We start from the raw sequence: 19,511 nt of genomic DNA, 5'->3' as shown, positions 1-19,511 counted from the left end.
AAAAAAGGAGATTGACATGAATCTGAATAAATTTACACTGAAAGCACAGGAGGCTGTTCAAAAAGCACTTGAGATGGCCCAAAGCGGCAACAACCAAGCTGTTGAACCTGCCCATATTTTAAAAGCATTTCTGAGTGACCAAGAGAGCATTGTAAATACACTGTTGAGCAAATTGGGGGCAAACCCGTCGGCTATTGAGAACGTGGTGGATACAACCCTGGACCGACTTCCAAAAGTACAGGGAGCCTCTGTATCCGGGCAATATTTGTCGAACACCAGCAAGGAGTTGTTTGATGTAGCCCAGAAAGAGGGAAATAAGCTCGGGGATGAATACATCAGTTCCGAACACATATTGATTGGAATGACGACTGTGAAAGGGGAGATCGCGAATCTGTTGAAAGATCAGGGCGTGACCAAAGAGAACATTCTGAAAGTGTTGAAGGATGTCCGTGGCAATCAAACCGTGGACGATCCGAATGCTGAAAGTCGGTATGGAGCCCTGAAGAAATATGCCCGTGACCTCAACGATCTGGCTGAGAAGAATAAGCTGGATCCCGTTATTGGCCGGGATCAGGAAATCCGGCGCGTGATGCAAATTCTTACACGGCGAACAAAGAATAACCCTGTTTTAATTGGTGAACCCGGTGTAGGTAAAACAGCTATCGCCGAAGGAATGGCTTTGAGAATAGTTCGTGGGGATGTTCCTGAAGGACTTAAAACCAAACGAATTGTAGCCCTCGATATGGGCTCGCTGGTAGCCGGCACAAAATTCCGTGGCGAGTTTGAAGAACGACTGAAAGCGGTAGTGAAAGACGTATCGGATTCTGACGGTGAAATCATTCTCTTCATTGACGAAATTCACACACTGGTTGGAGCCGGGGCCACCGAGGGCGCTATGGATGCGGCCAACATTCTGAAACCGGCGCTTGCCCGGGGCGAACTGCACGCTATCGGGGCCACTACGCTTGATGAATACCGCAAGTATATTGAGAAAGACAAAGCGCTGGAACGTCGACTGCAAACTGTGTTGGTAGGCGAACCTTCTGTGGAAGATACCGTTTCGATTCTCCGCGGATTGCAGGAGCGCTATGAAGTACACCACGGTGTTCGGATAACCGACTCGGCCGTGGTAGCTGCAGCAGAGCTTTCACACCGTTACATCGGAGACCGTTTCCTACCTGATAAAGCTATTGACCTGATTGATGAAGCCGCCTCCCGGTTACGCCTGCAAATCGATTCACTTCCGGAAGAACTGGATGCGCTGGAACGTCAAATCCGGCAGTTGGAAATTGAGCGTGAGGCATTAAAACGGGAAAAAGATCAATCCAAAATGAAAGGGATTGAGAAAGAGCTCGCCGACCTCGAAGAAGATCGAAAATCGATGCGGGTGCAATGGGAGCAGGAACGCGAACTGATCCAAAGGGTGAGAGAGCTGAAGCAAGCCATTGACACGGCCCGAAACGAAGCCGATAAAGCCGAGCGACAGGGGAACTACGAAAAAGTAGCCGAATTACGCTATGGCACAATCACCCAGCTTGAAAATGAACTGCAGGAGTCGCAAAAGAAACTGGATGACATGCAGGAAAATCAGTCTTTGCTGAAAGAGGAGGTGGATGCGGAAGACATCGCCGATATTGTAGCACGCTGGACCGGAATTCCGGTTCGGAAGATGCTGCAAAGTGAACGTAAGAAACTGCTGCAGTTGGAAGAAGAACTACATAAGCGGGTAATCGGCCAGGATAAAGCAATTGAAGCTGTATCTCATGCAGTTCGTCGTTCACGGGCCGGACTGCAGGATGAGCAGAAACCGATTGGCTCCTTCTTCTTTCTCGGATCAACCGGTGTGGGTAAAACAGAACTTGCCCGTTCGCTAGCTGATTTTCTGTTCAATGATGAAAATGCCATGATTCGCATCGATATGAGTGAGTACATGGAGAAGCACAGCGTAAGCCGGTTGGTAGGAGCTCCTCCGGGCTATGTAGGCTACGATGAGGGCGGACAGCTTACGGAGGCTGCACGTCGACATCCCTATTCGGTAATTCTGCTCGACGAAATCGAAAAAGCACATCCGGATGTATTCAACATTCTGCTGCAGGTGCTGGATGAAGGCCGCCTGACTGACAATAAAGGTGTTACGGTGGATTTCAAAAATACCATCATCATTATGACGTCGAATATCGGTTCGCACCTGATTTCCAACGAGATCGAGAAAACCGGTGGTGATATGAGTGATGAGAAATACGAAGAACTTCAAAACAAACTGATAGAGCAGTTGAAGCAAACCATCCGGCCGGAGTTTCTGAACCGTGTGGACGATACCATTGTGTTCCATCCGCTGGGTCAGGAGCACATCCGCGCCATTGTGGATATTCAGCTTCGAAGAGTGCACGAAATGCTCCGGAAGAGTGAAGTGACCCTTGATGTATCTGATACCGTTAAAGACTGGCTGGCTGTTCGGGGGTATGACCCTGTGTACGGAGCGCGTCCGCTGAAGCGGGTGATTCAACAGAATATCACCAATAAACTGGCCACGAAGTTAATCAGCCGTGAAGAAGAAGGCCCGGTTCATTACGAGGCCACTATCAACAAAGCAAAAGATGGCATCGACTTTGCCGAAGTACTGGATGATGTAGAAGCCTGGGCGGAAGAGGATTGAAAATTTAAAATTAAGTATTAAAAATTGGGTTGGGAGTTCTTGACCACCCAATTTTTAACTTTCAATTCTTAATTTTGAATTTCAGCTTAGCTGGACAAATTAGTCTCGCCCTTAATTTTCTCATACTCTTCATCATTCGGTTCCCAAAGTTCGATTTTGTAGCCATTGGGATCCATAATCCAGCCGAACTTGCCGTATTCGTAAACTTCCATTTCACCGACAATTTCTACGCCTTCCTCTTCAAGAACCATAAGCAGTTCTTCCAGGTTTTCTACCCGGTAATTAACCATTGCGTCTTTTTTGCTGGGATTGGTGTATTCGGTGTTTTCATCAAACATACTCCAGGCGGTGTAGCCCCTCTTATCAGGATCTTCGGCATGCCGCCACTCAAAAGTACCGCCATACTTTCCGCTTTCGATACCCAGATGATTCCGGTACCAATCTCTCGTGGCATCGGGATCTTTAGCTTTCAAAAATACGCCACCAATTCCGGTTACTCGCTTTTTCATAAAGTTTGATTTTTTTGTTGTATGCTTTCGCCATTCAGCTTTCAGTTTTTGTCTCTGAAGAAAACTGAAAGCTGATTTCTGACGGCTGAAAGCTAACTTATTAGTCGTTATGCTGGTCAAATAAAATCTGGTTTCCATCCGGGTCCTCGATGCAAAAGTGGCACGGACCTTTATCCTCGTGGATGGAATCTGACTCCATCAGGAATGTAACCTCCTTTTCCTTTAAATCTTTATAGACACTTCGGGCATCCGTTGGGTTAAAGGTGATGATATTTTCCTCAAACATATCCTGGAATAAACCGATCAGAGAATTTCCCTTCTTCATAATAATCCAGTTGTTCTCGATGGGGCCGGTACCTTCAACCGGTTCAAACCCCAGTTTTTCATAAAATGCTTTAGAGGCATGGATGTCTTTAACTGCAAGTGAAAGAGAGTGATTATTCGGATTCATGGTAATTTAGTTTGGTTAACCTTTAATGTTCTTTTCGTAAAGCTCGATCCATTCCCCGGGTGTCATTTTTCCCGCCAGCTCGCCGATCAATTCGTAGGGAATGTGATCCGGATTTCGAAAACGGATACAACTCTTGCCCATATCGAGCTTGGTTTTTACATGTTTGGGATACTCTCCCTTAAACCAGTTCATGAGTTCATCATCAGCATAAATCCCGGAGTGGTACACCGCAATATGATTCTTTTGAGAAGCAATGTTTATAAAGGGCAGAGGAAGCTCCGGCGTTACGTGATATCCATCCGGGTACAGCGAATGGGGCACAACATAACCAATCATCCCGTAGCTCATTTGTTCTTTGAACCCCTCAGGCAGGTTATCACTTATAACCGATCGAAGTTTTTTGATGGGTTCTTTACGTTCTTCTGGGATTTTTTGAATGTATTCTTCAGGACTGTGGGCTTCAATTTTCATAGATTTTCTTGTTGAATTTTAAATGGCGGACGCATCCGGGTTCATATTTTCTTCGGTTGGCATAAAGGTGCTCTTTCGCAATAAAGCTGCACTAACCAGTGAAATAATCAAACCGACAGGCAGAATTTCTGACAGCGTTAAGAGGACACGGAAAAACGGGTTTTCATACATATCAGAATAGAACTGTATTTGTTCTTCCATTTCCGCTATCGCTACATCAGATGCACCATCCGCTTCCATATTTTCAATTACGGAAGTTGAATAAGTTTCCATGAAGTTGACATCGGAGGTTTGGAGGTAAATTTCCCATCCGCCTACATAGAAAGCACTGGCAACCAACGCGATATATAATCCTACCAAAAATGCTTTCCCGAATTTGATAACGCCACCCAGGTAGTTGTCCCGATATTGTTTTACCCCTACAAAGATCATGGACAGAGCAATGATCATAACCAAATAGCCAACCCACTCCGAATTGGCGTGCATCATTTCATCCCCCGCAAAGTTAGTGAGGAGGGTGGCGATGACCACATTAATCAGTCCGGCAAGTATGCCGAATGTGAGTATAATTTTTGACATATTGTTTGATGCTTGGTTAAATGTGCTGCTCCAAGTAAGTGAAATTGAAAAAGGAATGCATCACCCGAAAGTATGATTTTGAAATTTTCGGGTAAAAACCAGCTGTAAATAGTAATGCACGGGCATATTTTTATTTAAAAATCGAAAACAATCTCAGTTTATTAATCAAATATTCATGATTGATAGGTACCTATCAGTACTTACTCAATCGAAGAACTCTTAAGCCTCAAAGCAATGGGAAAAAAAGTGGATTTATCTAAACATAAAATTTCAGTAGAGAATATCATCAGGAACCCGGCCCCGGCAAAATTCTATGAGGATGCCATCAAATTTGATCCCGGTTCAGCAGTAGCCGATTCGGGTGCGTTGGTTGTTAGGTCAGGGAAAAGAACGGGGCGAAGTCCGGCCGACAAGCGGGTTGTGAAAACTTCCGGTGTTGAAAAGGAAGTGTGGTGGGGTAATGTAAATATTGCGCTGGATGAACATACTTTTAGCATCAATCACCAAAGAGCCACCGATTACCTGAACACGCGGGAGCGGCTATATGTAATTGATGGTTTTGCGGGTTGGGATCCTAACTATCGTCTCAAAGTCCGGATTATAGCAGAGCGCCCATACCATGGATTGTTTATGCATAATATGTTGATTCGGCCAACAGCCGAGGAGCTCGAAAACTTTGGAGAGCCTGATTTTGTGGTATATAACGCCGGTAAATTTCCTGCAAATCGTTTTACTGAAGGCATGACCTCCGATGCCAGTGTAGATGTGAATTTTGAAAAAGGCGAAATGGTGATTCTGGGAACGGAGTATGCCGGGGAGATGAAGAAAGGTATTTTTACCGTTATGCATTACCTGATGCCTAAGAAAGATGTACTTTCCATGCACTGTTCGGCAAACGAAGGGGAGAAACCCGAAGATGTAGCGCTCTTCTTTGGCTTATCCGGAACCGGAAAAACCACACTTTCGGCTGATAAAAGTCGCAAACTGATAGGCGATGATGAACACTGCTGGAGTGAAGACGGCGTGTTTAATATCGAAGGCGGTTGCTATGCAAAAACCATCAATCTGTCTGAAGAAAAAGAACCTGAGATATATAATGCCATCAAGTTCGGAACGGTGCTGGAGAATGTGGGCTATGATGCGAATACCCGAAAAGTGGATTACGACGATGTTTCCATCACTCAAAACACCCGGGCTTCGTATCCCATCGACTTTATCTCAAATTCCAAAATCCCATGCACAGCCGGACATCCTAAAAACATCATCTTTTTGACTTATGATGCCTTTGGTGTATTGCCTCCGGTAAGCAAGCTGTCTCCTGAGCAGGCTATGTACCACTTTATCAGTGGATATACCGCCAAAGTTGCCGGAACCGAAATGGGTGTTACAGAGCCTGAAGCTACATTTTCTGCCTGCTTTGGGGCAGCCTTCCTGGTATGGCCACCGTCTAAATATGCCGAAATGCTCGCGGAGAAAATGCGAACTCATAACGCCAAAGCCTGGCTGGTGAATACCGGAATTACAGGCGGAGCCTATGGCAAAGGCGGAGAGCGAATCAATCTCAAAAACACCCGTGCTATCATTAATGCCATTCATGAAGGTAAGCTTGATGATGCCGACACGGTGCAAGACGAAGTGTTTGGGTTCAGGATTCCAACAAACTGCCCTGAAGTTCCTTCAGAAATACTACAGCCACGTAATTCCTGGAGCAATGCAGATGAGTATGATGCACAGGCTCAAAAGCTTGGCAAGCTCTTCCGCAAAAACTTCGATAAGTATAAAGCAGAAAGCAGTGATGAAATCATAAACGCAGGACCTAAAGTCAGCGATTAATCGATAAGTTCAAGGTAACTTCAATCCACCGGCTCGAATGGGGCGGTGGATTTTTTTATGGGATGAGCTTTAACGATCGGGCTTTTTTAACGGCCATACTTCGGCGGCTTACTTCCAGTTTTTGGTAAACACTGGAAAGGTGTGTTTTTACCGTATTGATAGAAATAAAAAGCTTATTGGCTATTTCCTGGTTAGAGTGACCTTTCCCGAGATGCTCGAGGACATCAAGTTCGCGCTCGCTGATACCCAGCGACTTCAAGGCTTTTTCATTCCGTTTGAAAGGAGCTTTTTCAGATTCCTGTGGTGCTTTTGCCGTTAGTTTTTTCCCCAGCCAAATGCCTAATATGGTAAATAGAATGGCAATGGCAACGATATACACCGGAGTTGAGATGATTTCTACCATATAAAAATACTCAATTGCTTCTACCACTAATACACCGGCAGCAAGTACAGCCCCGTAAATTAATACTGTTTTCTTCATCCTTAAATCTGATATGCTACAGTAGTTCTTCGGGGTTTAATCCTTTAAGGTCGTCAGCAACAAACTTGCGGCCTTTGCGCACCAGCTCTCCATCCAGGTACACATCAGCGCCAATACAAACCAGGTCCCAATGGATGTTACTGGAGTTGCCGTTTGGTGCTACTTCATAGTCTTTACCGAGGGTAAGGTGGTTAGACCCATAAATCTTCTCATCAAAAAGAATGTCATACATCGGGCTTTCGATCACCGGGTTCAACCCAAAGCTGAACTCTCCGAATTGCCGTGCTCCCTCGTCTGTGTCCAGAATATCTTTAAGGGCCTCGTTGTTGGAGGAATCAAAATCAACCACCACGCCGTCTTTCACTTCCAGCTTCACAAATTCAAAAGGTTTGCCCTGATAAACGGAAGGAGCGTAAGAAATCACTCCATTTACGGAATCCAGAACGGGAGAGGTAAAAAGTTCTCCGTCGGGGATATTTCGCTTACCAAAGCAGGGAACCCAGTTCTGTCCTTTAACCGAAAACTTAATATCGGTTCCTTCACCTTTAAGGTGAATTTCATCGGTGGCTCGCAGTCGTTTTTCCAGGGGCTTCATTGCTTCTTCAAGCCGGGCGTAGTCGACCAGACAGGCATCGTAATAAAAATCAGCAAAAGCACGCGTTGGCATTTTGGCGTTCATCGCAAAGGCAGCCGATGGGTACCGCATGATGCACCAGTTGGTGTTGTTGACGCGCTCATCAAAGTGAACCGGTTTCAAAAAATGCTCGGAATAGGCCTTGTTGGCTTCTTTACTGGCATGTGAATTTTCATAGATATTTTGTGAAGCACGGATTCCGATAAAGGCATCCATTTGCTTCATCAGTGGAAGCTGATCAACAGAAGCCTGATTCTTCCAAAATTCCTCGTCACCATTTTCAATTAAAATACGCTGCGTATCCGCATCTTCGATCTTTATAAACGGATGCGCTCCCTTTTCACGGATTTGCTCTACCAAAGCTCGGAGCAGGTCGATGCCGTTTAAGCCGATAAGCTGTACCATCACATTGTGCCCTTTCTGAACCTCGGTGCTGTGTTCAAGAATGAGGGATGCGAGTTTCTGATCATTTTGTGAGATCATAGTGCAGTATTGGATTTGGAATGATGAATATTCGATTTGGCAGACAAAGTTAAGAGAATCCGAAGACAGTTGAGAGTTATAAAGTTATAAAGTGAGGAGTAGCTTTCAATCACCCCATCACTTTATCACTCATCACTCCTCACTAACGTTAAGTACGGTATCACACAAGGCAATTTCGTTAGGATCGTTGGAAGCGAGGAAAACCAGGGTACCGGCCTCAGCTGCTTCTTTGACTATCTCGGATACCAATGCATGTCCTTTTTCGTCGAGATTGGAGCCGGGTTCATCCAGCATTAATATTTCAGGCTTGCGAACCAGAGCGGCGGCCAATTTAACACGTTGTTGTTGTCCGGTAGAAAGGCTTCCAAAAAGCTGATCGCTCAAATGTGGAATCTGAACCTTCTCAAGTAAGGCGGAAAGCCGGTCTTCGTGGGCTGATTTGCCCCCGGCTTCCACTAAAAACCGCAGGTTCTCCTCAACCGAAAGCTCTGCATAAAGATTTATATAAGGAGCGGCATAACCCAGCTTCGCTTTCACCTGTTTTTGATTCATCGATTCTTCATCCTGCTTCCAGATAATGGTTCCTGAATTTGGGCGAAGCAGATAAGCCAGGCATTTCATCAATGTTGACTTGCCACTACCGTTAGCTCCCGAAATACCCAGAATTCCTCCGGTGTGCTCAAAACTGAGATCCGAAAAGATGGTATGTCGGTTATATTTTTTGGAAAGATTTTGTACCTGAAGTGAAATCATGCCCCAAAGGTAGCAAGTTTGTGACTAATAAGAATATGCTTTCAGTTCATAAAATTTGAAAACTATAACGGAATATCTAAATCCTTAATTGTATTGCGAGCCGGCAGGCTTTATTTTCAGTGAAATACTAAAACGACTTATGCATCAGGCAGTAGAAGAAATCATCGATCGGCTTATTGGCGCGGTTAAATCCGACAAGCCCTATTATACCCTGAAAGACTGTCTTTCAGCGGGGTTCCCTTCCTTTATTGTTGAACGAATTCGCATCGAAATCAACGAAAAGCTGAAGAAAGAATTTGTTTTAGAAGACACGGAATGGGCGAACACTGATCAGCAGCTGGTTAAAGATGCGTGGAAAGAATTTCAGCAAGCATTATTTGCAAATTCCCGCATTCCTAAAGACAAGTTTTACGTAGTTACCAGCCGGGTAATGACCGAGATTGTGAAGGTGTACCTGGAACCGCGTCATCACATGGCGGATTATATTTACAAAGGCGAAGAAGAACTCGATTACGAAGAGCTGGTTCGGCGAACCGACAAGCTGACTATTTATAAGCACTTTGGTAAAGCCATTCCGCTGTATATGAAAAAAAGGAAGCTGAAAACACTGGAGAAGAAAAGGTGTAAGCTGCTTATCCATAACCTGGATGCAAACCTTGTTGCATCCTATACAGCCAAAGAATGGGCGCAGGTCCTTGAGCTTTTGTTTACCCTATTTGGAGGAGAAGTAGATGCCAAACTCATTCAGCTATTTTTTGAAGACAAGGGATTGTACCTCACGGCAAAAGCTTTTAACGAACTGAATGAGCAGATTACCAAAGAGCGTTTTATTGAAATTCTTTCCTATCCAGACTTGCTGGACGTGAAGCTTCAGGAGAAATTTCGGGATCAGTTCCGGGAGGAGTTAATTGCTCAGAAAAATCGCTTTGACCATCCTGATGAAGAGGAGATGGAAGAAATTGATGAAAAAGAACAGCGATTGTTGGATAGTTTTTTTGGCGATTACAGTGAAGAAGGTCCGCAAATGACGGACGAAGAGTCGTTCAATGCTCTCTTTAAAACCGAGCAGAAAGATAAGTCCATTTTTGAGGAGTTTGAAGAAGTGCCCGATGCTGAAAAGATCTCGGAATCACTCAAAACCGGAGATCAAACCGATGAAATCAAGAAGTTTCGGGAGAACCTCGTAACGGTACTTGATCAGGCAGCACATTCGTTCAAAAACCTGACGGAAGAAGAGGAAGAGGAAAAGAAAAAATCAAAAAAGAAGAAGAAAAAGAAGTCTTCCAAAAAAGAAGAGAAGCCTGCAGAACCGGCGCCTGAAAAAGAAGAAGAGGATGTGCTGGATGAATTAGCTGCGGAAGATGATACGGATGAATCTGTTATTGAGGAAGAAGCCGAAGATAATGACGAGCAGCCCATGTGGCAGCAGTTTATACGTCCCGACCAAATGGATATGTTGATGAGCAGTAAGGGTTCGGATAGTGACGAGATGCTGATTGATGAGGAAACGCTGGTCGATGAACTCGTTGATGAAGAGGACGAAGACGACCAGACCATGCCCACACTGAAGGACTTTATGATCAACAATGAAGGCTTTTTTGTAGAAAAAATTTTCAAAGGATCAGATAAGAAATACGAAAAAGCCCTGAGTAAAATTCAGGAGCTGGACAATTGGGATGAGGCTACTGAATTCATTGAAAAAAAAGTATTTTCGACTAATAAAGTTGATATGACATCTGAAGTAGCCATCGATTTTACCGACCGGCTTCAATCTTATTTTGACGAATATAAATCTTAAACAATACCTTAATTATGGCATCCAATCCAAAAGTAGAACGACTACAGAAACTGCGGGAAGAAGCACTTAAAGGCGGAGGTGAGGCCCGAATCGAGAAGCAACATGATAAAGGCAAACTAACCGCCCGCGAGCGAATCGATCTGTTGGTGGATAAAGGCTCGTTCGAGGAAATTGACAAGTTTGTGACCCACCGGAGTACAGCTTTCGGATTGGATAAGAAAAAGATATTAGGGGATGGGGTCGTAACCGGCCACGCTAAAATTCACGGCCGTCCGGTTTATATTTTCAGTCAGGATTTTACCGTATTTGGCGGTTCTCTGTCAGAAACCCATGCAGAGAAAATTTGCAAGATTATGGATCTGGCCTTGAAGAATGGAGTACCGATCATCGGACTTAACGACTCCGGAGGCGCTCGCATCCAGGAAGGGGTATCCTCGCTGGGCGGTTATGCTGAGGTATTCTGGAGAAACAGTATGGCCTCGGGCGTTGTGCCTCAGATTTCGGCTGTGATGGGGCCTTGTGCAGGTGGAGCCGTTTACAGTCCGGCGCTTACCGATTTCATTTTTATGGTGGAAAATTCCAGCTATATGTTTGTAACCGGACCGAATGTGGTGAAAACGGTAACGCATGAAGAAGTTACATCCGAAGAATTAGGCGGTGCTTCCACACACAGCACCAAATCCGGGGTTTCTCATTTTTCCAGCCCTAACGATGCGGTATGTCTGAATGACATCCGGCAGCTGATGAAATACGTGCCTCAGAATTGTGAGGAAAAAGTACCGATGGTAGAATCCAAAGAACCGGATTCGGCCAAAGCCAAAGCACTGGAAGACCTGGTGCCGCTTAACCCCAACAAGCCGTATGATATTCATGATGTGATTGATGGAATTATGGATAAAGATTCCTTCTTCGAGGTTCACAAAGACTATGCGGATAACATCGTGGTCGGTTTTGCCCGACTTGGAGGCCGTAGTGTTGGCGTGGTTGCCAATCAGCCGCTTTCACTGGCTGGAGTTTTGGATATAGATGCTTCTCTGAAAGGAGCTCGTTTTGTTCGTTTCTGCGATGCGTTCAACATTCCGCTGGTTGTATTTGAAGATGTGCCCGGCTTCCTGCCCGGTACCGATCAGGAGTGGAATGGAATCATCAAACACGGCGCTAAGCTGCTGTATGCATTCTGCGAGGCTACGGTTCCAAAAATGACCGTGATTACCCGTAAGGCCTATGGTGGAGCTTACGATGTGATGAACTCCAAGCACATAAGGGCTGATTACAACGTAGCCTGGCCAACAGCCGAGATTGCCGTAATGGGTACCAAGGGTGCGGTGGAAATCATCTTCCGTAAAGAAATAGCCAAAGCCGATGATCCGGAAGCCAAGCAGAAGGAACTGGAAGATCAGTATAGCGAGAACTTTGCTCACCCTTATAAAGCGGCCGAGCGCGGCTATGTGGATGATGTAATACTGCCTTCCGAAACCCGTGAGAAACTGATTAAAGCACTGGAAGTGTCCCATAACAAAGTGGAATCTGTGCCGAAGAAAAAGCACGACAATCTGCCGCTGTAATATTTTGATGCGTCTGAGCCCTCACTGTTCCCAACCACTAGGTTGGGAACAGCAGGTCCTATTAGGCAAAGGCTATGATACACACTGAGCAAGCACTAAAATTAATTCTTATACTTTATCAGTGTTTCTTCGTATTCATTGGAAATAATTTCGGGCGTTTGGATACGGTTGTGTAGTCGCCTTGCGAAGTAGGGTATTCCATCATCCTGATCGGTCAAATAATTTTGAAGCTCTGATTTAGTTAAGATTCCATCATTATCAAGATCCGCTTCGCCTTTAAATCCCTTCAATAAAAAATAGGTAAAGAGTCCGTGTCTCATATGAGGATACCAGCTGGCAATTTGCTCTCCACTGCTGGCAGTGATGATAAGGCTGTTATCGATGGTTAAAGCTTTGTTCTTTACTTTAATGCCTATGGGAGAGGCATTCTTAATCAGCATTTCACCGGAACCGGATGCTCCGGAAAAGCAGGCATCCAGAAAAACGGCTACTGATTTGGCGTTCAGTTTGGAAAGGTTGCCGTACAAAAGGTCGGTGCTGTAGCCTGAGAAGGATACAAAGGCGGGGTCAGAGTCAATAGGCATCATGTAAGCCGAGTTAGAATTCACGTCGGGGGAACCATGCCCAGAGTAGAAAATATAAACATCACTTTTTCCCGGTTTCACGAAGTTGTGAAGTTTTCCCATATGGTTGTTTTCATTTCCAAAAATAGCATCAAAAGTAGCTTTACCGGCATTCTCTTCATAAATAATATTTCCGGGTTTGATCCCCAGGGTGTTTATAAAGTATTCTTTTACAAGAGCTGCATCATTCACGGCATAATCAACATTCGGGATGTCTTTTGAGTAATCCTTATTACCGATGATGACACCAACCGCATCAGTATTAATTTTATTGGCTTTTGGGATATCGAATTCAATATCTACCGGGGTCTGTTTTTCAACTGCCGCTTGATCTGGCTTCCTTTGTCGATCGGCCAGTATTGGATCTGAAGTATCATCATCAGTATTCAATTTGTCGCCAATCATAAAAGTAAACCGCAGATAATTGGTCTTATCGTAAGGAGGTTGTAAGTACTCTTCTTTTGATCTATATCCCTCAGGAGATGCGGTAATGGTATGAGCATTACCATTAACTAAGATTTTTGCTCTTTCTGCCGTTACAACTTCTTTTCCATCTACATAGAAGGTTGTTCTAGGTACATTGGAATTCAGTTGAAAAACAATACTGGCATCATCTGAAGCTTTTGGCAGATACTCGTTTTCAGAGCTTAATACTCCTACCGAACTACATGCAGAAAATACCAGTACTGTAAAAAGTAATAGTGAAATATTTAGTGGTTTATTCGTGCTCACCTTATTTTCGTAATGTCTAAGGAGTGAAATTTATCAACCACTTCTTCGAAGTTTTGGTTTCTTATTTGAGATAACTCTTGCTCACCAACTTCAACCGACGCTGCAGTTCCGGTAAGGTTCATTTTTGTAATCCAGATAGTAAGAATAGGAATGGGAATTTGTGTATAAGTTACGTCAAGGCCCATATCTACAATGATATCTGCACCTTGGTGCTTGGATAAAGCTTGATTAAAGAGTTCTTCATAAACTTCTTTATTAGCTTGTTTGGGGAAAAGTATACCTACTCTGGATACTTCAGCTGTTGTATACCCCAGTGGTACAACATTACTATTAGGATAAACATAATGGCTGCTTACAACTCTCTGCCCATATTTAGTGCTACAACCAACTAATAGAAGTGCACATGCAAAAACTGTAATTAGTGATTTAAACTTATTCATGATGTACCTCGATTAATTTAATTCTTGTTCGCCTACTTCCATGGTTACCGGGTATCCTTCGACAGTCAGTTTTCCGGTATATAATGTCAATACGTAAACTGGTATTACTGTGACTTTCCAGTTGTAATCAATATTAATTAACATATCAGCTCCGCTAACTTTGTTGAGAGCATCCTGATAAGCTTGTGCTTCGATAGTCGAAGTGATGGTTGGCGGCTTCATTGAAAGACCTGTTTTAGAAGTCCCCAATACTTTTGAGCTTCCTATTGGTGTAACATTGCTGTTAGGATAGTCAAAATGAGATTGATTCTTTCTTATATAGGTCCTTTGAGTGCAGGCAGCCAATAAAAAAGAGAAAAGCATGATGAAAATTATATTTCTTTTCATAAGTACCCCCGAAAATTGTGTTTAGATTTAGCTGAATTAATATAATTAGGGGATTATTTGCAAAAAAAATAATGAACTTATGTTCAGTTGATTTATATTTTCGGCAAAAAAAGACGGCAGTATGAAAATATTCGAAACAAAAGGGTTGATGGAAACGGGGCGTTTGGTCATTACCATTCTTCTGATGGTTTTTACCGGCGAGTGTTTGGGGCAGGAGAAACCACAATCGGTAACCGTAAACCTGGAACTAATGCAGGAATCGGATCGGTCTTTAGATCAGGTGAAAGAGGAACTATTAAGAGATGCACGGGTAGAAGCCGTTCAAAGAGTTACAGGCTTGAATATTAAATCGTTTGATGCCCAGGCGGAAACAGAAAGTATTGAAGAAAATGATGCTGCCTATTTTCAAACCTTTCGGCGACTGATGCGAATTAACGTAGAGGGGAGAATTGTGGGGGAGAATACGCCTGAATATTATGTAGAAGGGAATATGGTTGGTATAACCTACACCTGTAAGGTTCAGAAACTGGATAAAGACTACGATCAGTATTTCAAGGTAGATATATCGAGCAACAAAAAGGCCTATACCGTTGGAGAACCCATTGAATTTGAAGTTACCACTACCAAGGATGCATATATCACACTATTTTCTATCAAAGAAGACAACAGTGTGGCTATGTTTTTTCCCAATGCTTACCTGCAGGAGAATTATGTTAAAAGTGATGAGCTTCGCCTCATCCCCAACGAAAAAGAACGTCGGATTATAGACTTTACGGCTCAAACAGAGGGAAATCAGGAGGTCTATTCGGAGCTCATTTTTGCCGTTGCTACCAAAGAGAAATATGAGTTTGAAAAATTAGCTGAAGAGCTTAGCTACAAAAATAACTGGATCACCTTAAACAAGTGGTTAATGGATTTGGAAAGAGATCAATGGACGGAAGATTTTGCTCAGATTGTAATCTATGATAATTAGTTGTTGGTTATTTGAGTTGTCTCTTTTTCTGAACCGTTGGTTGGACCGCAATCAGCCAAATACTTTCCCTTTTCCAAATAAAAATATTTTGAGCTACATTAGCATGGATAGCTTATAACGGATGTCCGCTTACCTGCGGGAAATAATCATTGTGGGTGCATTGCCATGAAAAATCCATCTCTGTTGATCGTTGTTTTGATAGCCATTCTGCTGGGTTCTTGTGCGAAATGGAAAAACAAAGAAAGAATAGCTGCGCCTGTTTGGAGTGATGACAGCTCTGAAATAGCTTATATACTGAATAAGTATGACTACAGGAGAAATTATCCTGACGGCGGCGATGTGAAGAATGAGGAATACTCTGTTTACCTGACGGATACAGAATTAACCGGCAACTTCGAAGTTTCTGAGGTGTTGGAAGGCAATGCAGAAGACCTGTTTTACATGAAAGAGGCCGGGTACCTGATCTCTGGAAGTTTTTCCGAAGAATACCACCTGACAAATGCCGAAACCGGTGAATTGCTACTCACGTTTTCGCCTAATGATTCGGGGATTTGCGGAGATAAAATTGGAAATTTTCAGTCAATCAATGTAATTCCCTCTTTTGATGGAAGTATGCTGGCTGTGCTTGAAACCCGCTCGGATTGTACCATTGATATTGCTTTTTGGGAAGAAGAAAATGGACAGTGGATGCCACAAAATACTTTTGATGTACCCGGTAATGATTTTGACGGGGTAGCCTGGATTGATGCTGACCGGTTATTGGTGAGTGCGTGTGAGGAGTTCTGTTCGGAGAAGTTTTATTTAGTACATGCTTCCTATGGTGTGAGTGAAATCGACCGAACAGATAATTTTTCTGACCCGTGTCTTTTTGTCCAAACCTCAAGTAGTTGGGTTGACAGCACCGGGCAGGCCCTATTCGTAGATGAGAACCGGGAATTGGCCAAGGCCTCGATCTGGGACGATGAAGAACTAACCGCTTCTTATCCCGATTTCAACGAGGAATACTACCAGCCCGGCTGCAATGAGTTTGAGTGAAATGATATATATGGAATTTAAAAAGTGAGAGAAGCTGACAGCTGAAAACTGAATGCTGACAGCTACAACTAAAATTCTTTAATCAATCCCTTCACTAACTTAGCAAACACTCCTTTTTTCTGATCTGCCGCTTCCTTTACTTCTGCATGATCCAGTTTCTGGTCCGTGACTCCGGCAGCCGCATTAGTGATCAGCGAAACAGCGGCCGTTTTAACTCCCAGTTTGGCAGCTTCAATTAATTCCGGGGCCGTACTCATCCCAACCGCATCACCGCCCATTTTGCGGAAGGCCCTTATTTCAGCTTTGCTCTCGTAGTTTGGCCCTTTCACGTAAAGATAAGTTCCCGTTTGGGTTTCAATATTCAGGTCGCGGGCAATAGCTTTTACTTCGCGGGCATACTTTTCAAACTTTGAGCTCCAGGTATTTACAGCCGGTTCAGAGACCATCATATACTGCTTGATGATGCTGTCGATGATCATTAAATCTCCAACACGATAACGCAGGTTAATACCACCAGCCGCATTTGAGATAATGAGTTTGTCCACATCAAAAGCTTTAGCCAATTGCACCGGAAGTACGGTTTTGGCAAAAGCATGCCCTTCGTAATGATGAAAACGACCGGAAAAGGCCAGTACGGTTTTGCCTTCCACTACCCCACAAATCAGCGACCCGGAATGACCGACTACGGTAGATTGGGGGAAATCAGGAATCTCAGAATATTCAATAGAAAGTGCATCCTGAATGTGATCCCCAAATGTACCCAGTCCCGAGCCGAGAATGACGGCTGAGTCTATTTGCTCAGGGAAGTCATTATCGGTGAGGAAGTTTTTGATGTCAGTGATGTAATCAGGCAGGGACATAAGACTCGATGTTTTCGGTGCTGTACCCGGTTTTCTCATTGTAATCAGTCAGTTTAAACAAAGGGTTCTGATCTTCATGGTAGGCTAAAATAGTATATCCTTCATCAAATGCCAGTTTGGCCAATTCTTCACGCTTCTGCTGGCTCACTTTGGGTTCAAAGTCATACTTGGCTGCGTACTTTCGGTTGATGGCTCCTTTGGTTCCAATAACATCACCGGCTTGCAGGTATTTATGCTCGCCATCGTCAAAAAGCAATACTTGATGAAACTCAGTATGTCCGCCAATCTTCCGGACTTTCAATTCAGGATAGGGCTGATCTTCCTCGTCCAGAAAATGGAGGTCGGCTTTGGCATCGATAAAGGAGACAAACTCCGTTTTCTCTTCATCATAGTACTCATCTTTAGCCATCATCTTTTCCCAGCCTTTTTTGGAAACCCAAAGATTGGCATCCGGAAACGTAAGTTCCCAATAGCCATTCTCACGATGAGCTAAGCCGCCAATATGGTCGTAGTGCAGGTGACTCAAAAAGATATCGGTGATATCAAATTCAGTAAGTCCGTGGTCGTTCAAATTCTGCCGAATGGTTTCCGGTCCGGTATCTTCACCGAACTCCCCAATTCCGCAATCAAACAGGTAATTCCGCTCCGGGGTATGAATGAGTAACGGATTAAGGGATAGCTTCAAAGCTCCTTTCGCAGGAGGGTCATCCCGCTCAATTCGGACAAATTTCTTATCTAATCCAACGGAAAATGTGCCCTCATACAAAGTGGCAGCGTAGGTTTGTTCTGTTTGTGACAATGAGTTGTCGTTTTGTGTTGTTAAGTGTGACAAAGTAAATGAGTGACAGAGTTACAAAGTCATAGGGTGGAGATGAAACTGCTCATCATTCGCTCAATTTCTCTTGTATCGGAGTAAAGCTCCTTAAACAGTTCTTCTTCTAAAAACCCAAGGTTAAATGATACCTCTAATTCAGTTTGCAATTCGAATAGTGAACCCATGCTGATATTCAAGAATCTTCGAAAATCTTTCTTTGATCTTCTGCCAAAACCTTCTGCAATGTTGGCCGGAACCGAAACCGAGCTCCGTCGAATCTGGGATATAAGCCCAAATTTTTCAAAGCCCGGAAAATCATCCACAGCTTGATAAACTTTAGTTACAAGCTGCATAGCTTTTTGCCAAATCTGTAAATCCCGATGAGTTTTAACCATGCTTACTCTGTCTCTTTGCAACTGAGTAATTCAGTTACTTTCTTTTCTTCTTATCCTCAAACTTGTCGTAGGCTTTAATAATATCGCGGACTAACTTGTGGCGTACTACGTCTTCTTCGCCAAGGTAAACGAAATCAATTCCGTCAATATCCTGCAGGATCTTTTGAATAGAAATGAGTCCCGATTGCTGACGATGGGGGAGGTCAGTCTGGGTAATATCACCGGTGATAATGGCCCGGCTGTTGAACCCTATTCGGGTCAGGAACATCTTCATCTGCGTGTTTGTGGCATTCTGTGCTTCATCCAGAATCACGAATGCATTATTGAGGGTACGTCCACGCATGTAGGCAAGCGGAGCAATTTCAATCACGTTCTTGGTCAGGTGAAGCTCCAGCCGATCCCGGTCAATCATATCTTCCAGGGCATCATAGAGAGGGCGGAGATACGGGTCAATTTTTTCTTTAAGGTCACCCGGAAGAAAACCAAGGTTTTCACCAGCTTCAACAGCAGGGCGGGCTAAAATAATTTTTCTTACCTGGCGGTTCTTCAGAGCCTGAACGGCTAATGCTACAGAGGTATAGGTCTTTCCGGTACCGGCCGGGCCAATAGCGAACACGATATCATGTTCAGCTGAAGAACTTACGATTCTTCGCTGCCCGGGAGTTTTAGCTGTGATAGCTTCCCCGTTATGGGTATGAATGATGGTGTCACCTGTAGTCTCATCCAGCGTACGGATTTGAGGCCGGCCAGCTGTGGTTTCTCCACTTTTAAGAGCAACCAGGGTTTTGACATCGTCCTCGGCTACTTTGCTCTTGCGATCCAGCAGCTCAATCATACCTTCAATTACTTTGGTAGCTGTATCAACTTCCTCCTGCGGCCCGGTGAGTTTTACACGGTCGCCGCGGGTGTTGAATTTGGTTTCGGGAAAAGCCTTATCTAAAGCAATGATGTTGTGATCATGCAGTCCAAACAGGGCAACAGGATCCGCACCTTTGATTTCAATGACTTGTTCTGAAAGTGTTTTCTCGTCTTCTATAGC

The 19,511-nt window shown here is 44.0% G+C and carries 20 protein-coding genes; 6 read left to right on the top strand and 14 right to left on the bottom strand.

Annotated features, from left to right (window positions below):
- Positions 1 to 16: 16 nt before the first annotated feature.
- A complete protein-coding gene (clpB, locus tag NM125_RS03550; protein ID WP_255132926.1) occupies positions 17 to 2,656 on the top strand; it encodes an ATP-dependent chaperone ClpB in 2,640 nt (879 codons plus the stop codon).
- 86 nt (positions 2,657 to 2,742) lie between these two features.
- On the opposite strand, the gene NM125_RS03545 is transcribed toward clpB, so the two are convergent.
- The 4 genes from NM125_RS03545 to NM125_RS03530 all read right to left on the bottom strand — a co-directional run bounded on the left by NM125_RS03545 (position 2,743) and on the right by NM125_RS03530 (position 4,666).
- The gene (locus NM125_RS03545) at positions 2,743 to 3,165 is read right to left on the bottom strand and encodes a VOC family protein (protein WP_255132924.1); all 423 of its coding nucleotides are present in this window, start codon (positions 3,163 to 3,165) and stop codon (positions 2,743 to 2,745) included.
- A gap of 100 nt (positions 3,166 to 3,265) precedes the next feature.
- Positions 3,266 to 3,616 (bottom strand): VOC family protein, encoded by a 351-nt coding sequence (locus NM125_RS03540; RefSeq protein WP_255132922.1) that lies wholly within the window; start codon positions 3,614 to 3,616, stop codon positions 3,266 to 3,268.
- Between the two features lie 15 nt (positions 3,617 to 3,631).
- Positions 3,632 to 4,087, bottom strand: coding sequence for a DUF1801 domain-containing protein (locus NM125_RS03535; protein ID WP_255132920.1), 456 nt, complete (start codon positions 4,085 to 4,087; stop codon positions 3,632 to 3,634).
- A gap of 18 nt (positions 4,088 to 4,105) precedes the next feature.
- A complete protein-coding gene (locus NM125_RS03530) occupies positions 4,106 to 4,666 on the bottom strand; it encodes a DUF4199 domain-containing protein (RefSeq protein WP_255132918.1) in 561 nt (186 codons plus the stop codon).
- A 234-nt stretch (positions 4,667 to 4,900) separates the two neighbouring features.
- Here NM125_RS03530 and pckA point away from each other — a divergent pair, with 234 nt between their 5' ends.
- Complete coding sequence (gene pckA, locus NM125_RS03525; protein ID WP_284700146.1) at positions 4,901 to 6,499, top strand: phosphoenolpyruvate carboxykinase (ATP); 1,599 nt, start codon at positions 4,901 to 4,903, stop codon at positions 6,497 to 6,499.
- A gap of 55 nt (positions 6,500 to 6,554) precedes the next feature.
- Here pckA and NM125_RS03520 read toward each other — a convergent pair whose 3' ends face one another.
- The 3 genes from NM125_RS03520 to ccmA form a co-directional block, all read right to left on the bottom strand.
- On the bottom strand, positions 6,555 to 6,980 hold the full coding sequence (locus NM125_RS03520; RefSeq protein ID WP_255132915.1) for a response regulator transcription factor: 426 nt from the start codon (positions 6,978 to 6,980) through the stop codon (positions 6,555 to 6,557).
- A gap of 16 nt (positions 6,981 to 6,996) precedes the next feature.
- A complete protein-coding gene (locus NM125_RS03515) occupies positions 6,997 to 8,097 on the bottom strand; it encodes an aminopeptidase (protein WP_255132913.1) in 1,101 nt (366 codons plus the stop codon).
- Positions 8,098 to 8,229: 132 nt separating this feature from the next.
- On the bottom strand, positions 8,230 to 8,850 hold the full coding sequence (gene ccmA / locus NM125_RS03510) for a heme ABC exporter ATP-binding protein CcmA (RefSeq protein WP_255132911.1): 621 nt from the start codon (positions 8,848 to 8,850) through the stop codon (positions 8,230 to 8,232).
- Positions 8,851 to 8,989: 139 nt separating this feature from the next.
- On the opposite strand from ccmA, the gene NM125_RS03505 reads away from it, so the two are divergent.
- Both NM125_RS03505 and NM125_RS03500 read left to right on the top strand, forming a co-directional pair.
- Positions 8,990 to 10,648, top strand: coding sequence for a DUF8457 domain-containing protein (locus tag NM125_RS03505; protein ID WP_255132910.1), 1,659 nt, complete (start codon positions 8,990 to 8,992; stop codon positions 10,646 to 10,648).
- A gap of 14 nt (positions 10,649 to 10,662) precedes the next feature.
- Positions 10,663 to 12,213, top strand: a complete 1,551-nt coding sequence (locus NM125_RS03500) for an acyl-CoA carboxylase subunit beta (protein ID WP_255132908.1) — start codon at positions 10,663 to 10,665, stop codon at positions 12,211 to 12,213.
- A gap of 101 nt (positions 12,214 to 12,314) precedes the next feature.
- Here the strand turns inward: NM125_RS03500 and NM125_RS03495 are convergent, their stop codons facing one another.
- The 3 genes from NM125_RS03495 to NM125_RS03485 are packed head-to-tail and all read right to left on the bottom strand — an operon-like array spanning position 12,315 to position 14,395.
- Positions 12,315 to 13,568 (bottom strand): caspase family protein, encoded by a 1,254-nt coding sequence (locus NM125_RS03495; protein ID WP_255132906.1) that lies wholly within the window; start codon positions 13,566 to 13,568, stop codon positions 12,315 to 12,317.
- Positions 13,565 to 14,008 carry a hypothetical protein gene (locus tag NM125_RS03490; protein ID WP_255132904.1) on the bottom strand — a complete coding sequence of 148 codons (444 nt, stop codon included), beginning with the start codon at positions 14,006 to 14,008 and terminating at the stop codon, positions 13,565 to 13,567. The genes NM125_RS03495 and NM125_RS03490 overlap by 4 nt, the downstream gene beginning before the upstream one ends.
- Positions 14,009 to 14,020: 12 nt before the next feature.
- The gene (locus tag NM125_RS03485; protein ID WP_255132902.1) at positions 14,021 to 14,395 is read right to left on the bottom strand and encodes a hypothetical protein; all 375 of its coding nucleotides are present in this window, start codon (positions 14,393 to 14,395) and stop codon (positions 14,021 to 14,023) included.
- 121 nt (positions 14,396 to 14,516) lie between these two features.
- Between NM125_RS03485 and NM125_RS03480 the strand changes: the two genes are divergently transcribed.
- Together NM125_RS03480 and NM125_RS03475 are read left to right on the top strand one after the other, a co-directional pair.
- On the top strand, positions 14,517 to 15,368 hold the full coding sequence (locus NM125_RS03480; protein WP_255132900.1) for a DUF4384 domain-containing protein: 852 nt from the start codon (positions 14,517 to 14,519) through the stop codon (positions 15,366 to 15,368).
- Positions 15,369 to 15,533: 165 nt separating this feature from the next.
- Positions 15,534 to 16,403, top strand: a complete 870-nt coding sequence (locus NM125_RS03475; protein ID WP_255132898.1) for a hypothetical protein — start codon at positions 15,534 to 15,536, stop codon at positions 16,401 to 16,403.
- A gap of 68 nt (positions 16,404 to 16,471) precedes the next feature.
- Here NM125_RS03475 and NM125_RS03470 read toward each other — a convergent pair whose 3' ends face one another.
- From NM125_RS03470 to NM125_RS03455, 4 genes are read right to left on the bottom strand one after another with little or no spacing between them, the layout of a single operon-like run.
- Positions 16,472 to 17,263, bottom strand: a complete 792-nt coding sequence (locus NM125_RS03470; protein WP_255132896.1) for a purine-nucleoside phosphorylase — start codon at positions 17,261 to 17,263, stop codon at positions 16,472 to 16,474.
- A complete protein-coding gene (locus NM125_RS03465) occupies positions 17,250 to 18,062 on the bottom strand; it encodes an MBL fold metallo-hydrolase (protein ID WP_255132894.1) in 813 nt (270 codons plus the stop codon). Before NM125_RS03465 ends, NM125_RS03470 begins: the two co-directional genes overlap by 14 nt.
- Before the next feature lie 59 nt (positions 18,063 to 18,121).
- Positions 18,122 to 18,472 (bottom strand): four helix bundle protein, encoded by a 351-nt coding sequence (locus NM125_RS03460; protein ID WP_255132892.1) that lies wholly within the window; start codon positions 18,470 to 18,472, stop codon positions 18,122 to 18,124.
- Between the two features lie 34 nt (positions 18,473 to 18,506).
- The gene (locus NM125_RS03455) at positions 18,507 to 19,307 is read right to left on the bottom strand and encodes a PhoH family protein (protein ID WP_255132890.1); all 801 of its coding nucleotides are present in this window, start codon (positions 19,305 to 19,307) and stop codon (positions 18,507 to 18,509) included.
- Positions 19,308 to 19,511: the final 204 nt, after the last annotated feature.

Source organism: Gracilimonas sediminicola, from assembly GCF_024320785.1.
GTDB classification, from domain to species: domain Bacteria; phylum Bacteroidota; class Rhodothermia; order Balneolales; family Balneolaceae; genus Gracilimonas; species Gracilimonas sediminicola.
This window is presented reverse-complemented; position numbering and strand designations above follow the sequence as displayed.